Below are 17638 nucleotides of genomic sequence, written 5' to 3'. Positions count from 1 at the left end.
AATTTAACACTTTTCTCAACATTCATGCACCGTGTTTTCGGCTTGACCCGGGAATACGATAGTCGTGATATATTATAAATTGGAGTATATATAAAAAGCAGGCGGCCAATTTCTCAACTGGTCGCCTTTTAGGTTTAATAGGTATTAGTTCTTAAGTTAAAAAGATTGATTATTGGATAACAGTGCAAAAGTGGTTTTTTATTTTAAAATAACCAAATTTTAAAACATGTCAGATAACATAAAATTTATTTTCTGCTTAAAATATAACCACAATTACAACTTTTTCTTTTAGGAATTCATAGAAAGTAGGAATTCGTCATTGTCTATAGTTCCTTCCATTCTTTTTTTGACTTCTCCCATAGCTTCCACAGCATTCATATCAGTTATATATTTTCGCAGAATCCACATACGGTTTAAGGTCTGTTGGTCTTGTAGCAAGTCATCACGGCGTGTACTTGAAGCTACAATGTTGACAGCAGGAAATATTCGTTTATTAGCCAATGTACGGTCAAGTTGTAATTCCATATTACCGGTTCCTTTGAATTCTTCGAAAATTACTTCATCCATTTTTGACCCAGTGTCTATTAATGCTGTTGCAATAATAGTCAGTGAACCGCCACCTTCAATATTGCGTGCGGCACCGAAAAAACGTTTAGGTTTTTGAAGAGCATTAGCATCAACACCACCAGTCAATACTTTACCAGAAGCGGGCGAAACAGTGTTATAAGCACGTGCTAGACGTGTTATGGAGTCAAGGAAGATCACAACATCGTGTCCGCATTCAACCATACGCTTTGCCTTTTCAAGTACAATATTGGCTATCTTGACATGACGTGCAGCCGGTTCATCAAAGGTTGATGCAATAACTTCAGCTTTAACTGTACGTGCCATATCTGTAACTTCTTCTGGACGTTCGTCAATGAGTAGCATCATCAAGTAAGTATCCGGATGATTTCGTGCAATGGCATTGGCTATATCTTTCATTAGCATAGTCTTGCCTGTTTTTGGCTGAGCGACAATGAGTGCACGTTGTCCTTTGCCTATTGGGGTAAACAAATCGACAATGCGGCATGAGAGGCTGTCGTTTTTCCCTGAACAAAGATTAAATTTTTCCTCAGGAAAAAGAGGTGTTAAATGGTCAAATGATACGCGATCCCGAACTTCTATTGGAGTATGGCCGTTAATGCGACTAATTTCAGCCAGAACGAAGAATTTTTCGTTTTCGCGGGGAATCTTTACCAAGCCTTCTATAACATCACCCGTTTTTAAGCCGAACAGATTGATTTGTTGTTGTGATATATAAATATCGTCAGGTGATGTTAAATAGTTGTAGTCTGATGAACGTAAGAAGCCGTAACCTTCATTCAGAACCTCTAAAACGCCTCGGCCCTCAAGTGACAGGCTCTCTTCTGGTATGGGAAATAGCTTGTCTTGTGTGTCTGAATTTATTTCAGGATATTCAGTTGACGATAATGTGGTATCTTCTTTGAACTTTCTGAAATTCAAAGAAGAGGTTGGTTGATATAAACGCTCTTCGTCAATATTGTTATCATAAAAGAAATCCTGATAATTGTTTGGGATATCTTTGATTATGATGAAATCCTTATCAATTTGGTTCATCTGTATGCCTTGAAGGTTTTGCAGGTGCGGGTTAATACCATTTGGCATACCTGAATTATTCAATGTGTTGATTGAAATATCTTTTTCGTTATCTTCTTGATTGACCAATGTTGCATTTATCGTTTCAGTATCAGAAGAGTAGGAGGGTATTTCATTTTTTTGTTGGATTGCTTCTGATTGTTCTATCTGTTCTACTATAAAATCAGGAACTTCTTCTGATGTAGTAATTGGTTGTGTCTGATTGTTATCAGTTGTAGATTCTATACTTTCATCAAAGAGATTCTTGTAAAGAATATTCCCATAATCTTCAGCACTTTGTTCTGAGTCATTTTGCTTTTCTGCCATTTCTCGAGCGGCTATTTCTGCTTTTGACGGACGCCCGCGTTTCCGCTTTACAACCGTATCATGTGTATCGTTATTGGTTGTCATTGGTTCATTTTTTTGCTCGGGAGCTGTTTCAAAGCGTTCGCTGTGATTTTGGTTGGCTGAATATATGTGATTGACATCTTTCTTGATGATTCGGGACCTTCTGCCTGTTGTTGAGGAATCCTGATTTTCTGTGCTTTTTAATTCTGCCTGAGTGTCTAATATATCATATATGAGTTGATTCTTATCTTTGTGATTGGTATTGGTTATACCTATATTTTCGGCAACAGAACGAAGTTCATCTTCATCTTTACTCAGTAGTTGGTCTTTCGTGAGAAGTGACATTTTTTCTTGTATTTATGGAGATATTATGCGACACTATTTTGTCTTTTTACAGACGTATAAAATTATCGGAATTATGGGGGATAATATTAATATAAAGAGTTGTGAATAGTGTATACTTACTTTTCACGCCGCAAAATTAGTAAATAAAATATGTTTGTATTTGTCTGTATTAAATTTGTTGTTTAACACATCTTGTTTTAAACATAATAACGATACTATATTTTATTGGGATTTCTATTTTTTTTGCTCTATAATTTGTGTTTAAAGGCTTCAATCGCTTTTTCTGCTGTGAGAATTGCTTCTTCAAGCGGAAATGGCAATTCACCACCTGAGGCGTTTAGATGTCCGCCTCCGTTAAAAAACTGTTCTGCCATTTCGTTACATGGGAAGTCATCTACTGAACGAAGTGATACTCGGATGACATCTTTTTCAGTGTCCTCACGCAAAGATATACTTAAACGCATGCCACGTACTTGTAATGGCATGTTTACCAGTCCTTCACCATCGCCTCTGATAAAGTGGAAACGTTTCATTTCTTCACGGGTTATTGTCATGATTGATGCTCGCCGGGATTCATAGAAACGAAGTTTCTCATACAAAATATATCCTAAAAAACGGAGGCGGTTTTCGGAGTAGTTATTGAAGACATTACGGTATATTCTATCTTTATCTATGCTTTTGTTCAGCAGTAGACTGATTATAGAATAAATAACGGGAGAAGTGGAATTATAGGTAAATCCTCCAGTATCTGTCATCATACCAGTGTAGAGGCAGACAGCATCTTTAGAAGACATATCCTCATATCCTCCCATCTGATAAATAATTTTGAAAATGAGCTCACAAGTGGAACATGCCGAAGGATATGAAAAGACTAAATCGGCAGCAGTCATATCAGGATCAAGGTGATGATCTATGATAATTTTTGTAGCTTTTGACTCGCAGACAGCATTCCCCATTTCTTTTATCCTGTCAAGGCTGGAGAAGTCGAGCATGAAGATTAAGTCTGCTTGTTTTATTTTTGAGTTTGCCAAGTGAATATTGTCATCAAAGAACGACACATTATTACTTCCAGGAAGCCATTTCAGAAAATCGGGAAAAGGATTAGGCATTATAATGGCAGTACTTTTTCCTAAACGTCTAAGATATCCGGCTAAGCCGAGCGAAGCCCCTAATGCATCGCCATCAGGACTTCTATGGGCACAGATGACTATTTTATGTGCTTCGCGTATCAAATTTATGAGTTTGAATAAAACACTGTCATGAAGAATGAATAAATCGTTTTTTGTTGGCATGAAAAAATAAATGATGAAAAGTGGAATGATGCAGATGCTGTGGAAAGGTAAAAATGTGATTCAGCGAAGTTAAAGATCACGTAAAATCGTGATTTCTTCTGCAGGATCAGGAGCATTGAATATGGCGCTGCCTGCAACTAAGACATCTGCTCCGGCTTCGACCAATAAACGTCCGGTTGTTCTATTTACGCCTCCGTCTATTTCAATGAGGGCTTTCGAACCACTTTTTGTAATCAGATGCCGTAGACGACGTGTTTTTTCTAAACTGTGTTCTATGAATTTTTGGCCTCCAAAACCAGGATTGACAGACATAAGCATAACTAAATCCAAATCCGTGATGATCTCTTCCAAGACATTGACAGGTGTGTGAGGATTAAGCGTAACGCCTGCCATCATGCCTTTATCTTTGATTTGCTGAACAACACGGTGAAGATGAGTACAGGCTTCATAATGTACGTTCATTATTTTCGCCCCAAGATCACTGACTTCATTAATGAATTTTTCTGGTTGTACAATCATCAGATGTACATCAAGAGGTTTTTGGGATAAATGAGCCATTGCCTGCATTACTGGAAAACCGAAAGAAATGTTGGGAACGAACACTCCGTCCATAACGTCAAGATGAAACCAGTCAGCTGGACTGTTGTTGAGCATAGAAATGTCACGGTCTAAATGTCCGAAGTCTGCAGAGAGTAAAGAAGGGGAAATTAAAGGCACGCTGTTGTCTGATTTTAATATGTACAATATTACTTATTGAAATGTTTGCAAAAGTACAATATTTTATGGAATGTCTCGATTTTCAGCTTTGAAAATCTATTTTCAATATTAACATTTTTAACCTTTTGTTACATGTGATGATGGTTTTTCTGGTGTCTTGAAGGATTAGTAGAAACAAGGATAAGGGTATTTTGAAAAAGGCTACTTGGAATTTTTACGACAATACGGACTTTTTTGTAGTGGTACTATTGTTTTTTGCTTGAAAAATCGCTGTATATATTATGAAATCAGGCCATTCTTTTTGAATGGCCTGATTTCTATTACAAAGATACTAAATTTTCCGGCAAAAAGCAAGAAGTGTTAAAATAATGACGACTTGTTTTTTATGGGATTTCTCTGGAAGCCGAAAAATGTATATAGGTTATTTTTCCATATGGCGAACTATGCCATGTTTGGATTTCTTGATGAATGCAAGAATGTTTTCAATTTCCACACTCATGGGAATCTGTTCTGGGATTTTTATGACAGCATCTTCAAGACTGAAGTTGGCAGTGTAAATGATGCGATATGTGTTGACAATATGTCGAAGAATACGCTCAGTAACTCCAATATGCTTTAACAGAACAGCGTTGACACCATGATAGCAGGCAGGATTTCCACCTAGAATGATATAAGGAGGAATATCTTTCTGTACACGGCAGCCGCTTTGTATGAGTGAATAGCGCCCTACCCTGACATGTTGCTGAACGATAACACCGCTACTCATAATGGAGCGATCTTCAATTTCACATTCTCCAGCAATGCTGGCGCCAATGCCAATCACACATTGGTCATGTATTTTTACGTCATGACAAATGTGAACTCTATCCATAAGGAAATTGCCATTACCAATGGTTGTGGCTTTATCTTCATAGGTACTGCCGGCTATCACTACATTTTCACGAATACGGTTGTCATTACCTATTACAACATGTGTTTTCTGCCCTTCGACATAGTGAAAATCTTGAGGAGTGGCACCTATTACTGTGTTTTGGTACACAATATTGTTGCTGCCCATTGTAGTACCGCTAAGTATGCTGGCATAAGGCATGATGATACAATCGTCGCCTATGACAACATCTTTCTCGATATAGGCAAATGGCTTTACCTCTACGTTTTTTCCCAACTTTGCCTGTGGGTCTACGTATGCTAACGGACTGATCATAGTTATATGGTTTTTAGTTTACAAAGTTCGGTAAACAGAGCATATTGTTTGCAGGAGGAATAGGGGTCAGCCTGGTTGTATGAAAGCATTACCCTACCCTCTTGCAAAAATGATACTCATTAATTCTCTCTTCCTCCGCCCAAGGCCTGATATAAGCTGATGGCTGCTTGCATTTTGTCGAATTTGTCTGAAATGAGTGACAATTGTGCTTGCAATAAGGATTGTTGTGCGGTGAGCGTTTCCAGATAGGTTGTTGTATTGCCGTGTGTGAAGAGGAAATTAGTTCGTTCCACAGCTTTTTCTAACTCCTCAACTTGTTTTTTTCTGGAGTTTTCCTGTTCTATGGCTGTTTGATAACTGCGGAGGGCATTGCTTACTTCATTACCTGCATTGATGAGAGATTGTTCAAATTGTAATTGAGCCGCTTCCTGCTGAGCCTTTGAAATTTTCAGGTTGGCACGGAGTTGTCCTTTCATAAATAAAGGTTGAACAAGCGATGCTACGGCAGAAGCAATAAATTTTGGCGGGTTGATAATAGCGGCTCCGGCACTGTTTGTCCAACCGGCAGTGCCACCAAGTGTTATTTGGGGATAAAACGCAGCACGGGCCTGATTGGTGCCATAAAAGGCATAAGCCAGTTTTAGTTCTGCAATTTTTATGTCGGGACGATTGGCCAACAACTGCATAGGTATACCGGCGGACAAAGAAGAAGGAAATTTTTCCGCATTGAACGCAGAACGGGCAATCGGGTGCGGTGCTTCATGAAGCAAACTGCAAATGGCGTTTTCCGTTTCTGTGATGTTCTGCTCAAGCGAAGGTATTGTGGTTAATATTTGATAGTAATTGGCTTTGGTCTGTGCAACAGCTGCGCTGGTAGTAATTCCTCCGGCTTCAAGCATTGCTTCCATGGCCATAACATTCTTTTTCCAAATTTCAGAAGTCTCCTTGGTCACCTTAAGTTGCTCGTCAAGCATTTGTAATGTATAATACATATTTGCAATGGAGGCAATGATGCTTGTCCGGACAGCTTGTTTGCTGACCTGGGTTTGCAGGAGCGATACTTCGGATTGTTTTTTCGCGTTGCGCAGTGAACCGAAGGCGTCTATCTGCCAACTGGCTTGAATAGGAATAGTATAAGTTTTCGTAGCCTTTCCGGCATCGAAAGAACTGATTGTTCCTTGGGGTGAAAAAGATAAGGATGGCAAGAATGCCAAACGTGATGTCATGAGTCCGGCTTCGGCCTGACGAATTGTGAGATCTGCCACTTGTAAGTCCGTATTCTGTATTAAAGCCTTATTTATAAGACTTTGTAATCGAGAATCGGTAAAAACGTCCTGCCAAGGAGTATTGCCAAAATTGCTCGTATCAGACAGCATGACATTATATACGGATGTTGTATCTCTGTAAAGACTGTCTATGGGAAGGCCTTCCGGACGTTTGTAGTTGCTGTATAAGTTGCAACTGCTCAAAAGAACGGAACCTCCTATTATATATATAAGATGTCTCTTCATTTCTTGAATTTTTATCTTTTGTATGAAATAGAGGCCGGTGCTGTAGTGTTATTGGCTTACAGCACCGAACTCTCAAAATTTTCATTTACTTGCTGTATTGTTCAATATCGGCCTGAGCATCGGAATTGTCAATGTCTTCCCAAGTCATAGGAGTTAATTTTTCCTGTAAATACTGGAAAATGACGAAAAGAGCCGGGACTATAAAAATCTGGCAAATCATACCGATAAGCATACCGCCGATAGCTGTTGTTCCAAGAGAACGGTTACCATTGGCACCTACACCAAATGAGAACATCAATGGGAGCAGACCGATAATCATAGCAAGAGAAGTCATCAGGATTGGGCGTAAACGTGCACCCGCACCAAGCACTGCTGCCCATGATATGCTCATACCCATTTTGCGGCGTCCTAAAGCGAATTCGACAATCAGAATTGCATTTTTTGCCAAAAGGCCAATCAACATAATTAGTGCGATTTGCACATAAATGTTGTTTGCGGCTTCGCCGAATATCGGAACAATGCTGTTCAAACCTCCCATCAAATGTATGAACAGGAAAGAACCTGCCATACCGAAAGGTACGGAAAGCAATACGGCCCATGGCAAAATATAGCTTTCGTACTGTGCGGCCAGCAATAGGAATATAAAGCCAAAGCAAAGGATGAAAATAATGGCTGTGGCATTACCGCTTGTAGATTGTTCCTCACGTGAGTTACCGGAAAATTCGTAAGAATAACCTTGTGGCAGATGAGTTGCAGCTACTTCTTCAATGGCTTTGAGCGCCTGACCTGAAGTATATCCACTGGCTGGGTTTCCGTTGACAGCAATAGAGGTGTACATATTGAAGCGGTTGATATTATCTGGACCATATACCGGTTTAATTGTCATAAACTCAGTGATGGGAGCCATATCCTTGCCATTACGTACTTTGATCTTATAGAGACTTTCGAAATTAGCGCGTTCGCTTCTTTCTGCTTGAATCATTACACGGTAAATCTTTCCGAAACGGTTGAAGTTAGAAGCATATAGGCCACCGTAATAGCCTTGGAGTGTTGTCAAAATGTCGCTGGGCGACAAGCCGGCGCGCTTACATTTTGCGGCATCAATATCAATTAGATATTGTGGAAAGTTGGGGTTGAAAGTCGTTTGAGCAGATTCTATCTCCGGACGCTTCTCCAATTCAGCCAGAAAATCCTTTGACACATTAAAGAAAGTGTTGATGTCGCCACCAGTGCGGTCTTGAAGATTAAAGGTAAAGCCATTGGTAACGCCATAACCGGGAATCATTGGTGGCTGGAAGAATAAAACCTGCGCGTCTTTAAATACATCTCTTGCCTTGAGGTATAGGTTGGCAAAAACGACAGTTGAACTTTCTTTTAAAGAACGTTCATCCCAATCTTTCAACTTGATGATGAAGGAACCGTAGCTGGGACCTTGTCCGCCAATGAAGCTATATCCGGAAATAACCGTACTGGCTTCTACCGCGGGACTGGAGCGCACCATGCTGTCTACTTGAGCTAGAAATGCTTCTGTCCGATCTTGAGAAGTACCTGCTGGCATTGTTACAACACCCATAATCGTACCAGTGTCTTCGGTGGGAACCATTGCGGTTGGTGTACGATTCATCATGAAAATCAGTCCGGTAACACTGATTGCAACGATTATGCTAGTCAATATTGGGCGTTGGATGAATTTCAGTACATGCTTTTTATACTTCTTAAGAATGGATTCATATGAATTATTGAAAGCATTTTGGAATTTCTGTGTGCTAAGGCCTATGAGCGCTATGATACTAAGAACAACCAATACGATTGTAATTATCGGATGTTCCTCAAAATTGAATCCTCCGAAAATCATACCGAGAATGGCAACAATAATAAGTATCATTGTCACGCTTGGATGGATTAATTTGCCAAAAGCCTCAGAGTATCGTTTCAGCATGGTTGTACGCGCTGCTTTCATAGCTGTTCCCATACGTTCTTTCAAAGAAGAGTTCTCTTCTCTGTGTGGTTTCAACAAGATAGCACAGAGTGCCGGCGAAAGTGTGAGAGCATTCAATGCTGAAAAACCGATAGCGATGGCCATCGTTAAACCGAATTGGCGATAGAAGGTTCCAGCGGTACCTGGCATGAAGCTTACAGGAATAAATACAGCCATCATTACCAGAGTAATGGAAACAATTGCCCCACCCAATTCACTCATGGCATCGATTGCAGCCTTACGGGACGACGTGTATCCTTGGTCTAGTTTGGCATGCACACCTTCTACTACAACAATGGCATCGTCTACGACAATGGCAATAGCCAATACCATGGCTGAGAGAGTAAGCAGGTTGAGAGAGAAGCCAATAAGGTACAAGACAAAGAAAGTTCCAATAAGAGCTACAGGAATTGCAATGGCGGGAATGATGGTAGAGCGGAAGTCTTGCAGGAAGATAAACACCACAATAAATACGAGGATAAATGCCTCGATAAGTGTCTTTATTACTTCATGAATTGAAGCGAACAAGAAATCATTGGCATTTTGGGCTACTGTGATATTCATGCCGTCAGGAAGATCTTTCTTGCATTCTTCAAGTAAGCTCTCAATGTCTTGAATGATTTGTGTGGCATTACTGCCGGCAATTTGCATCACCATGCAGGATACAGCATTATGTCCGTTCACCTTACCCGTAAAGGAGTAAGTTTCGCGACCTAATTCTACGCGGGCGATGTCTTTCAGATGGAGTACAGTTCCGTCCTCATTGGCTCTGATGACGATGTTCTCAAACTCGGGAACTTCCTGCAAGCGCCCTTTGTAGCGGAGCGTGTATTGGAATGTCTGTCCTTCACGCTCACCTATACTGCCTGGTGCTGCTTCAATGTTCTGTTCGGCAAGTGCAACAGACACATCAGAGGGCATCAGGTGGTTTTCTGCCATCTTTTCAGGGTTAAGCCAAATTCGGAGTGAATAGTTGGCTCCCATAACCATGGCATCGCCGACACCCTTTACACGTTGAACTTGCGGAATGATATTGATTTGTGCATAGTTTTCAATAAAAGCCGGGTCATATTTGTCTGCCTCATCTACGATTGAGAAAATCATCAACATAGAGTTTTGGCGTTTTTGCGTAATCACACCCACTCTGGTCACCTCTGCAGGCAACAAACCTTGGGCTTTGGCCACACGGTTTTGCACGTTGACTGCAGCCATGTCGGGGTCAGTTCCTTGTTTGAATGTAATTTGAACAGAAGCTGAACCAGTGTTGGTTGCTGTGGAAGTCATGTAGTCCATGTTCTCCACACCATTGATTTGTTCTTCAAGGGGGGATATTACAGAATTCAATACAGTTTGTGCATTGGCTCCTGTATAAGATGTACTCACCTGAATGGTAGGTGGTGCAATATCCGGATATTGGGTAATGGGAAGTGATATAAGTCCCAAGATACCCAAGATAACTATCAGCACGGAAATAACCGTTGAAAGCACCGGACGATTAATAAATCTGTCGAGTTTCATATATGCTGTGATTTTTGTTCTGCCGCTGTAAAGTCTGTGTTCTAGCGGTTTTTGTTTTCATGATTTATGCAACTGTTTCCTACGTTTATTTTTCACCGGGCATTTTGCCATCCTTCAGGTCTTGATTGGCTTTAGCGCGGTTCTTCTCTGCTTGCTGCGGAGTGATAGGATTGATTTTCATTCCTTTTTTCAGTTGATTGACACCTTCTGTTACAATACGTTCACCTGCTTTCAAACCACTGGTCACAATATAACTTTTGCCATCGTTTTGTGTCATTACTTGAATTTCACGGGAATCGACGGTGTTATTTTGATTTACAATGTAAACGAATTTCTTGTTTTGGATGTCGTATGTGGCTTTTTGGGGAATCAGTATAGCGTTGTCTGAATGAGTGGGAATCAGTATGGAGCCTGTACCGCCGGAGCGAAGTATGAGACCGGCATTATCAAAAGTTGCACGCATTTGTACAGCACCCGTATTTTGGTCTATTACTCCGCTTACAGCTGTTATATGGCCTTGCTGAGAATATTGAGAGCCATCTGCCAGAACAAGATTGATGGCAGGCATGGCCTCAATGGCTTTTTCTATACCGCCGCTTTCGCGTGTCAAGTCAAGCAGCTGTTTTTCTGTCATGCTGAAGTATACATATACCTTTGAAATGTTTGAAACAGTGGTCAGAGGCTCTGCAGAAGCTGAACTCACCAAACTTCCTACACGGAAGGGAATGGTTCCTACCACACCGTTAGAGGGGCTGGTGATGGTGCAATAGCTCAGATTGTTTTTGGCATCAGTAAGAGCGGCACGGCTTTGAGCCAATTGAGCTTTGAAGGCTTGCAGCTGGTTCTGGGCAATGTCATAATCGTATTTGCTGATAATTTGTTTCTCATAAAGTTTACGCTTGTTTTCTACAGTCAGTTCCTGCGTTGAGATATTTGACTGCATTACTTTGATATTGGCCTCGGCTGATTTGACAGCGGCTTCATATTGCACACGGTCGATGAGGAACATTGGTTGTCCTGCGCGAACAAAGTCACCTTCGTCAACAAGAACTTTAGTGATATGGCCGGCTATTTTCGGACGGATTTCGATATCCTGAATACCTCTGATAGTAGCAGGATAAGAGGTGTTTACATCCGCTTCTGCGGTGCGTACGGTCTCCACAGTAAAATCATTGCTCTGTTCGGGCATTTGCGTTTTGCCGCCGCATGCTGTCAAAGCCAAAGCGAGCGAGAAATAAGCAATTTTCTTCATATACATTTGGTTTATAAATAAATTTTGTCTTTATTGGTAATAATATTATATGCTATAATTATAATTGATGCAAAATTACAGCAAAAAACTCATACGGAAGAAAAAGTTTTCAATTGTTTTTTGAGTGTTGAGTTTTATTAACTAAACAGAGCTGTGTGACATGATTTTTGCAATCACTTGATATTAATGAAGTTTTAGTTGCATATTGGTTTTCATTTAAATTCATCCTCCCTTTTTAGGGTTAATCATTTTCTGATGATTTGAGGTTGTAACATAATATCTGAATTTTAACACAATTTGCTTTTTGCCGGAAAATGTTGTATATTTGCAGACACAAATTAGGCAGTTCTTTCAGAACTGCCTAATTTTATACATATTCAAATGTTTTTCAAGCGAAAAAAGCCTGAATTTGGCTGATGAAAAGTCAGTATTGCCGTAAAAATTCCAAGTAACCTTTTTCGAATTATCCTTATTCGTGTCGTGTCACATTCCAGAACAGAGACAATACAACGCCATTAAAATGTAATCAAAGGTTAAAAATGTTAATTCTCAATAGTAGAAAAGTCTTCCCTAACGAGGTTACATGGAACAATCCATATCATTGGGAGACAGATTTTCGTTTGACATGTTGAAATAACTTTGTGGAAGTTGACGGCAATTATAACAGGAAGCCATTGTTTCACCATAAGCACCGGCAGACCGGAATGCAATGAAATCGCCACGTCGGGATTGAGGCAGAGGCATGGCTTTAGCAAAAACATCACTGCTCTCACAAATGGGACCGACGACATCATAAACTTCTGTTGGTGTTTCTTTAGGAGCCGAAATGTTTAGTGTGGCATGTACCGCACCATACATTGCAGGGCGAATAAGTTCCGTTAAACCGGCATCTACAATGAGGAATTGTTTGGTATGCCCTTTTTTAATATATAATGTGCGGGCGATAAGACTTCCACATTGGGCCACGACAGAACGCCCCAACTCAAAATGCAGTTGCTGGTGAGAACGTAAATTCAAATGTTTCCTGAAAATGCCGAAATAGCTTTGGAAGTCCGGTATGGGATTTGCATCCGGTTGTTCATAGTCAATACCTAATCCTCCTCCGACATTGATTGTTTGTGTTTTTATGCCAGCGCTTTCCAGTTGCTTCTGAAGATCATTCACACGTTGGCAGAGTGCATGATAAGCATCTAAATCCAGTATCTGGCTGCCTATATGAAAATGTAATCCGACATAATTGATATTTTTCATTTTGCATGCCAGACCTATAGCTTCATGCAAATCTTCCATCGCTATGCCGAATTTGTTTTCATTGAGTCCCGTTGTTATTTTCTCGTGAGTATGAGCGTCTATGTTTGGATTGACACGGAAGGCGACGTTGGCTGTTTTTTCTTTCTTAGCGGCCAGTTGGTTAATGACTTCAAGCTCGGGAATACTCTCTACATTGAAGCAAGCAATATTATTATCCAGTCCGAGATTGATCTCCCAATCGCTCTTCCCTACTCCGGCAAAAACTATTTTTGAAGCATCAAAACCTGAAGACAAGGCTGTTTCTATCTCACCTCCGCTAACACAATCGGCACCGAATCCGGCTGAGGCAATTTGGCGTAACAACCGAGGGTTGGCATTGGCTTTAATAGCATAATGTACATGATAGTTGGGTAAATCAGCTGTTGCTTCCTTGATAGAGGATAAAGTGTCAGACAACAGTGAAAGATCATAATAATAGAAAGGTGTTCTTATTTTTTCAAATTTTTCCAGGGGAAATTTCACAGTGGATGTTTTTTTTGTTTCTGGCATTTTGACATTAATTGGAGAAGATAAAAATGCGGAACATGTTAATCTGTTCCGCATTTACAATTCATTGGTTAATTGAAAAGTTTTGCGCTAAGTGCTTGTAAGGCGGCTTTTTTATCAGCTTCTCTAACAAGGAAGGATATGTTATGGTTACTGCCTCCATATGAAATCATGCGCACAGGAATTTGGGCCAATGCTTCAGTGGCCAGTGTTTCCAAACCAACATTGTCAAATCTTAGATCACCGACAACGCAGATGATACACATGTTGTTTTCAATTTCAACCACTCCATATTTTTTTAATTCTTCAAGAATGGGGACTATGCGACTCGTATTGTCGATACTCAATGAAATACCTACCTCAGAAGTTGTAACCATGTCGATGCAAGTATTATAAGTTTCGAAAATTTCAAATACTTTTCGTAGGAATCCTGTGGCCAATAGCATGCGTGAAGATACGATCTTGATAACGGATATATTGTCCTTTGCAGCAACGGCCTTAATGTGACCCGGCACCATTTCATTGTTGATAATTGTGCCGGGTGCCGTTGGATCCATGGTATTGAGCAAACGCACAGGCACGCTGGCGTAACGTGCCGGCTGTATGCAGGTCGGATGTAGGATTTTGGCACCGAAATAAGCTAATTCTGCCGCTTCCTCAAAATTTAGTTGTCTTACAGGTAATGTATTGTCAACAATGCGCGGATCATTATTGTGCATGCCATCAATGTCTGTCCATATTTGTATTTCACTGGCATGCAGGGCAGCTCCAATAAGACAAGCAGTGTAGTCACTTCCTCCTCGTTGTAAATTATCTATGTCGCCCAGATGATTGCGGCAGATAAAGCCTTGTGTGATATAAATGTCACATGACTCCTGACTATTGAGGATGTCGCGTAAGTGAGAATTGATGTAACCTAAATCCGGCTCTCCGTTATCGGCCAGACGCATATAGTCCAAAGCTGGAATAAGAGAAACTTTTTTGCCTTGCTCTTTAAGGTAATTGGTTACCATGTTGGTACTGATGATTTCGCCTTGAGCCAATATGGTTCTCTCTACAACTTCTGAAAATTCAACGCTGGCAAAGCTGTGTAGGTACATAAACTCATCTTTCAGAAAATCAATGGTTTTTAATACCATGTCCTCGGTAGAATAAAGTTCTCTGGCATGCTCCATATAGATCATACGCAGTTTGTTGATGACATTACCTGCAGCTTCAACATTGCCTTTTTTATAATAATCGGCAATTTCAACTAATGTGTTTGTCGTTCCTGACATCGCTGAAAGTACAACTATTTTCTGTTGTCCGTCAGAGATAAGTTCCGAAACATCTTTCATGCGTTGGGGCGTTCCGACAGAAGTTCCTCCGAATTTAAGAATTTTCATATTTTGAATGTAATTGTTATCGTTTATATTGGGAGTAGATTTATTGGTCTAAAGTTATAGGAGTGTTATATTCCTTGGTAATCTCTGCAATACAGCCATTTTCACAGCGATAAACGATGCCAGGGTATTGTTGTAATAAATTGAGATTATGTGTGATCATGACAACCGCAGTTCCTCTTTCGCACACTCGTTTCAGCAATTCTATGATTTTTGAGCTGGTGTCACGGTCTAAATTTCCTGTTGGTTCATCGGCAAGAATGATCTTTGGAGTATTAAGTAAAGCTCTTGCAATTGCTATGCGTTGTTGCTCGCCGCCAGAAAGTTGGTGAGGATAACTTTCCATTTTATCTGTTAATCCAACTTCTTCAAGAACTTCATTGATGCGTTGTTGGCGAATTTGTTTTTTACGCCATCCAGTAGCGCGGAGCACAAAGTCCAGATTAGCTGATATAGTACGATCTGAAAGCAGTTGGAAGTCTTGGAATACAATCCCTAAATGCTTACGTAAGGCTGGAATATGTTTTCGCTTCAGTTGATGCAAATCGTATCCTAAAATATGCGCTTCACCACTGGCGCCTACCGGTAATTCTCCATAGAGAGTTTTGAGTAGCGAACTTTTTCCAGATCCAACATGGCCGGTAAGGTAGACGAACTCACCTTCGTCCACGTGAAAACATACGTCATTTAGCAAATGTTTGTCTGCAATACTGACATTTACGTGATTGAGTTCTATCAACATAGGTTTATATATAGTTCAAGTTTGTTTTTAATAGTCTGATGACGATATGAATTGGTTCCGTGCTGAATTTAATAAGCTAATCTAATTTTAATACAGCAAGAAAAGCTTTTTGAGGAACTTGTACATTACCTATTTCTTTCATACGTTTCTTACCTCGTTTTTGTTTTTCTAGCAATTTACGTTTTCGGCTGATATCTCCACCATAACATTTAGCGGTTACATCTTTACGTACTTGCTTAACAGTTTCACGGGCTATGATTTTGGCGCCGATTGCAGCTTGTATGGCAATATCGAATTGTTGCCTTGGTAAAAGTTCTTTTAGCTTTTCACACATTCTGCGGCCAAAATAAACGGAATTGTCAACGTGAGTTAGAGTTGATAACGCATCAACAGGTTCGCCATTAAGAAGAATGTCGAGTTTTACAAGTTTTGAGGGGCGGAATTCTATCGGATGATAGTCAAATGAAGCATAACCTTTTGATATAGATTTTAGTTTGTCATAGAAATCAATGACGATTTCGGCCAATGGCATGTCATAATATAATTCCACACGATCTCCTGATACATATTCTTGTTTGATTAATTCACCTCGCTTTCCTAAGCACAGAGTCATAATATTGCCGATATAATCGGTTTTTGTGATGATTGAAGCACGGATATAAGGTTCTTCAATACGTTCTATCTCCGTTGCGTCAGGCATACCAGCCGGATTGTGTACCTCTTTCATTTCGCCATGCTTGTCATAAATGTGATAATTTACGTTTGGAACAGTTGTTATCACATTCATATTAAATTCACGGTCGAGACGTTCCTGAACAATTTCCATATGCAATAATCCTAAAAAACCGCAACGGAAGCCAAATCCCAAAGCAACGGAAGATTCTGGTTGGAAACTCAGTGAGGCATCGTTTAGCTGTAATTTTTCCAAACTGGCTCGGAGTTGTTCAAAATCTTCTGTTTCTATAGGATACACACCGGCAAAGACCATAGGTTTTACTTCTTCAAAACCTTCAATCGCTTTTTCACAAGGTTGGGATAATTTAGTAATGGTGTCCCCGACCTTTACTTCTGTTGCAGTTTTAATACCACTAACGATATAGCCAACATCACCACAGTGAAGTGTTTTTCGTGGGGAAAGTTCCATTTTAAGCACTCCAACTTCGTCTGCCTCATATTTTTTCTGAGTGTTAACGAAGAGAACATCATCTCCTTGGCTTATATTTCCATTGACTATTTTATAATAAGCGATAATGCCACGGAACGGGTTGAAGACAGAATCAAAAATCAGAGCTTGCAAAGGGGCGTTTTCATCTCCTACAGGTGCGGGAATGCGATTCACGACCGCTCTTAAAATATCATCTACGCCCTGTCCCGTCCGGCCTGAAGCGCGGATAATTTCTTCGCGTTTGCATCCTAACAATTCTATTATTTCGTCTTCGACTTCTTCCGGCATGGAGTTGACCATATCACATTTGTTGAGCACAGGAATGATTTCCAAATCGTGTTCAATGGCCATGTACAAATTTGAAATAGTTTGTGCTTGTACGCCTTGTGTAGAGTCTACGACCAGAATACATCCTTCACAAGCAGCGATACTTCGTGATACTTCATAAGCAAAATCCACATGTCCCGGCGTATCAATTAAGTTAAGAACAAAAGTTTCTCCATCGCATTGGTATTCCATTTGTATGGCATGGCTTTTGATTGTGATGCCGCGCTCACGTTCGAGATCCATATCATCGAGCATTTGGCCATTGGTCACCTGAATCGTTTGGGTTCGTTCTAACAGACGATCGGCCAAAGTGCTTTTTCCATGATCGATGTGTGCGATAATACAAAAGTTACGTATGTGCTTCAAAATCTTATATTTTTATCATTAATAATGTTTGGAGAAGCGCTGAAGGATGTGTGATA

The 17638-nt window shown here is 40.2% G+C and carries 11 protein-coding genes; all 11 read right to left on the bottom strand.

Annotation, left to right across the window (positions count from 1 at the left end; translation table 11 throughout):
* Positions 1-288: 288 nt before the first annotated feature.
* Positions 289-2331, bottom strand: coding sequence for a transcription termination factor Rho (gene rho / locus C5S62_RS06220; protein ID WP_104404533.1), 2043 nt, complete (start codon positions 2329-2331; stop codon positions 289-291).
* A 248-nt stretch (positions 2332-2579) separates the two neighbouring features.
* Complete coding sequence (locus tag C5S62_RS06215) at positions 2580-3623, bottom strand: bifunctional oligoribonuclease/PAP phosphatase NrnA (RefSeq protein WP_104404532.1); 1044 nt, start codon at positions 3621-3623, stop codon at positions 2580-2582.
* A 69-nt stretch (positions 3624-3692) separates the two neighbouring features.
* A complete protein-coding gene (rpe, locus tag C5S62_RS06210) occupies positions 3693-4340 on the bottom strand; it encodes a ribulose-phosphate 3-epimerase (RefSeq protein WP_104404537.1) in 648 nt (215 codons plus the stop codon).
* Between the two features lie 421 nt (positions 4341-4761).
* On the bottom strand, positions 4762-5544 hold the full coding sequence (gene lpxA, locus C5S62_RS06205) for an acyl-ACP--UDP-N-acetylglucosamine O-acyltransferase (RefSeq protein ID WP_104404531.1): 783 nt from the start codon (positions 5542-5544) through the stop codon (positions 4762-4764).
* Positions 5545-5663: 119 nt separating this feature from the next.
* Positions 5664-7055 (bottom strand): TolC family protein, encoded by a 1392-nt coding sequence (locus C5S62_RS06200; protein WP_104404530.1) that lies wholly within the window; start codon positions 7053-7055, stop codon positions 5664-5666.
* 85 nt (positions 7056-7140) lie between these two features.
* A complete protein-coding gene (locus C5S62_RS06195; RefSeq protein WP_104404529.1) occupies positions 7141-10551 on the bottom strand; it encodes an efflux RND transporter permease subunit in 3411 nt (1136 codons plus the stop codon).
* 85 nt (positions 10552-10636) lie between these two features.
* Positions 10637-11803: an efflux RND transporter periplasmic adaptor subunit gene (locus C5S62_RS06190; RefSeq protein WP_104404536.1), complete on the bottom strand. Its 1167-nt coding sequence runs from the start codon at positions 11801-11803 to the stop codon at positions 10637-10639.
* A gap of 579 nt (positions 11804-12382) precedes the next feature.
* Entirely contained in the window at positions 12383-13576 is a 1194-nt protein-coding gene (gene lysA / locus C5S62_RS06185; RefSeq protein WP_223301166.1) for a diaminopimelate decarboxylase, read from the bottom strand.
* Between the two features lie 95 nt (positions 13577-13671).
* Complete coding sequence (locus C5S62_RS06180; RefSeq protein WP_104404528.1) at positions 13672-14985, bottom strand: aspartate kinase; 1314 nt, start codon at positions 14983-14985, stop codon at positions 13672-13674.
* 40 nt (positions 14986-15025) lie between these two features.
* Complete coding sequence (locus C5S62_RS06175; RefSeq protein WP_104404527.1) at positions 15026-15724, bottom strand: cell division ATP-binding protein FtsE; 699 nt, start codon at positions 15722-15724, stop codon at positions 15026-15028.
* Positions 15725-15800: 76 nt separating this feature from the next.
* Complete coding sequence (gene lepA, locus C5S62_RS06170) at positions 15801-17582, bottom strand: translation elongation factor 4 (RefSeq protein WP_104404526.1); 1782 nt, start codon at positions 17580-17582, stop codon at positions 15801-15803.
* Between the last annotated feature and the right edge of the window lie 56 nt (positions 17583-17638).

It is taken from the genome of Prevotella sp. MGM2, assembly GCF_002933955.1.
Taxonomy (GTDB): domain Bacteria; phylum Bacteroidota; class Bacteroidia; order Bacteroidales; family Bacteroidaceae; genus Alloprevotella.
Note: the sequence above shows the minus strand (reverse complement) of the source record. Positions and strands in the feature narration are given on the sequence as shown.

Excerpts from the sequence above, each read along its gene's own strand:
- lpxA (WP_104404531.1), bottom strand. The coding sequence starts at position 5,544 with ATGATCAGTCCGTTAGCATACGTAGACCCACAGGCAAAGTTGGGAAAA.
- C5S62_RS06195 (WP_104404529.1), bottom strand. The coding sequence starts at position 10,551 with ATGAAACTCGACAGATTTATTAATCGTCCGGTGCTTTCAACGGTTATT.
- C5S62_RS06180 (WP_104404528.1), bottom strand. The coding sequence starts at position 14,985 with ATGAAAATTCTTAAATTCGGAGGAACTTCTGTCGGAACGCCCCAACGC.
- C5S62_RS06175 (WP_104404527.1), bottom strand. The coding sequence starts at position 15,724 with ATGTTGATAGAACTCAATCACGTAAATGTCAGTATTGCAGACAAACAT.
- C5S62_RS06215 (WP_104404532.1), bottom strand. The coding sequence starts at position 3,623 with ATGCCAACAAAAAACGATTTATTCATTCTTCATGACAGTGTTTTATTC.
- C5S62_RS06190 (WP_104404536.1), bottom strand. The coding sequence starts at position 11,803 with ATGAAGAAAATTGCTTATTTCTCGCTCGCTTTGGCTTTGACAGCATGC.
- C5S62_RS06200 (WP_104404530.1), bottom strand. The coding sequence starts at position 7,055 with ATGAAGAGACATCTTATATATATAATAGGAGGTTCCGTTCTTTTGAGC.
- rho (WP_104404533.1), bottom strand. The coding sequence starts at position 2,331 with ATGTCACTTCTCACGAAAGACCAACTACTGAGTAAAGATGAAGATGAA.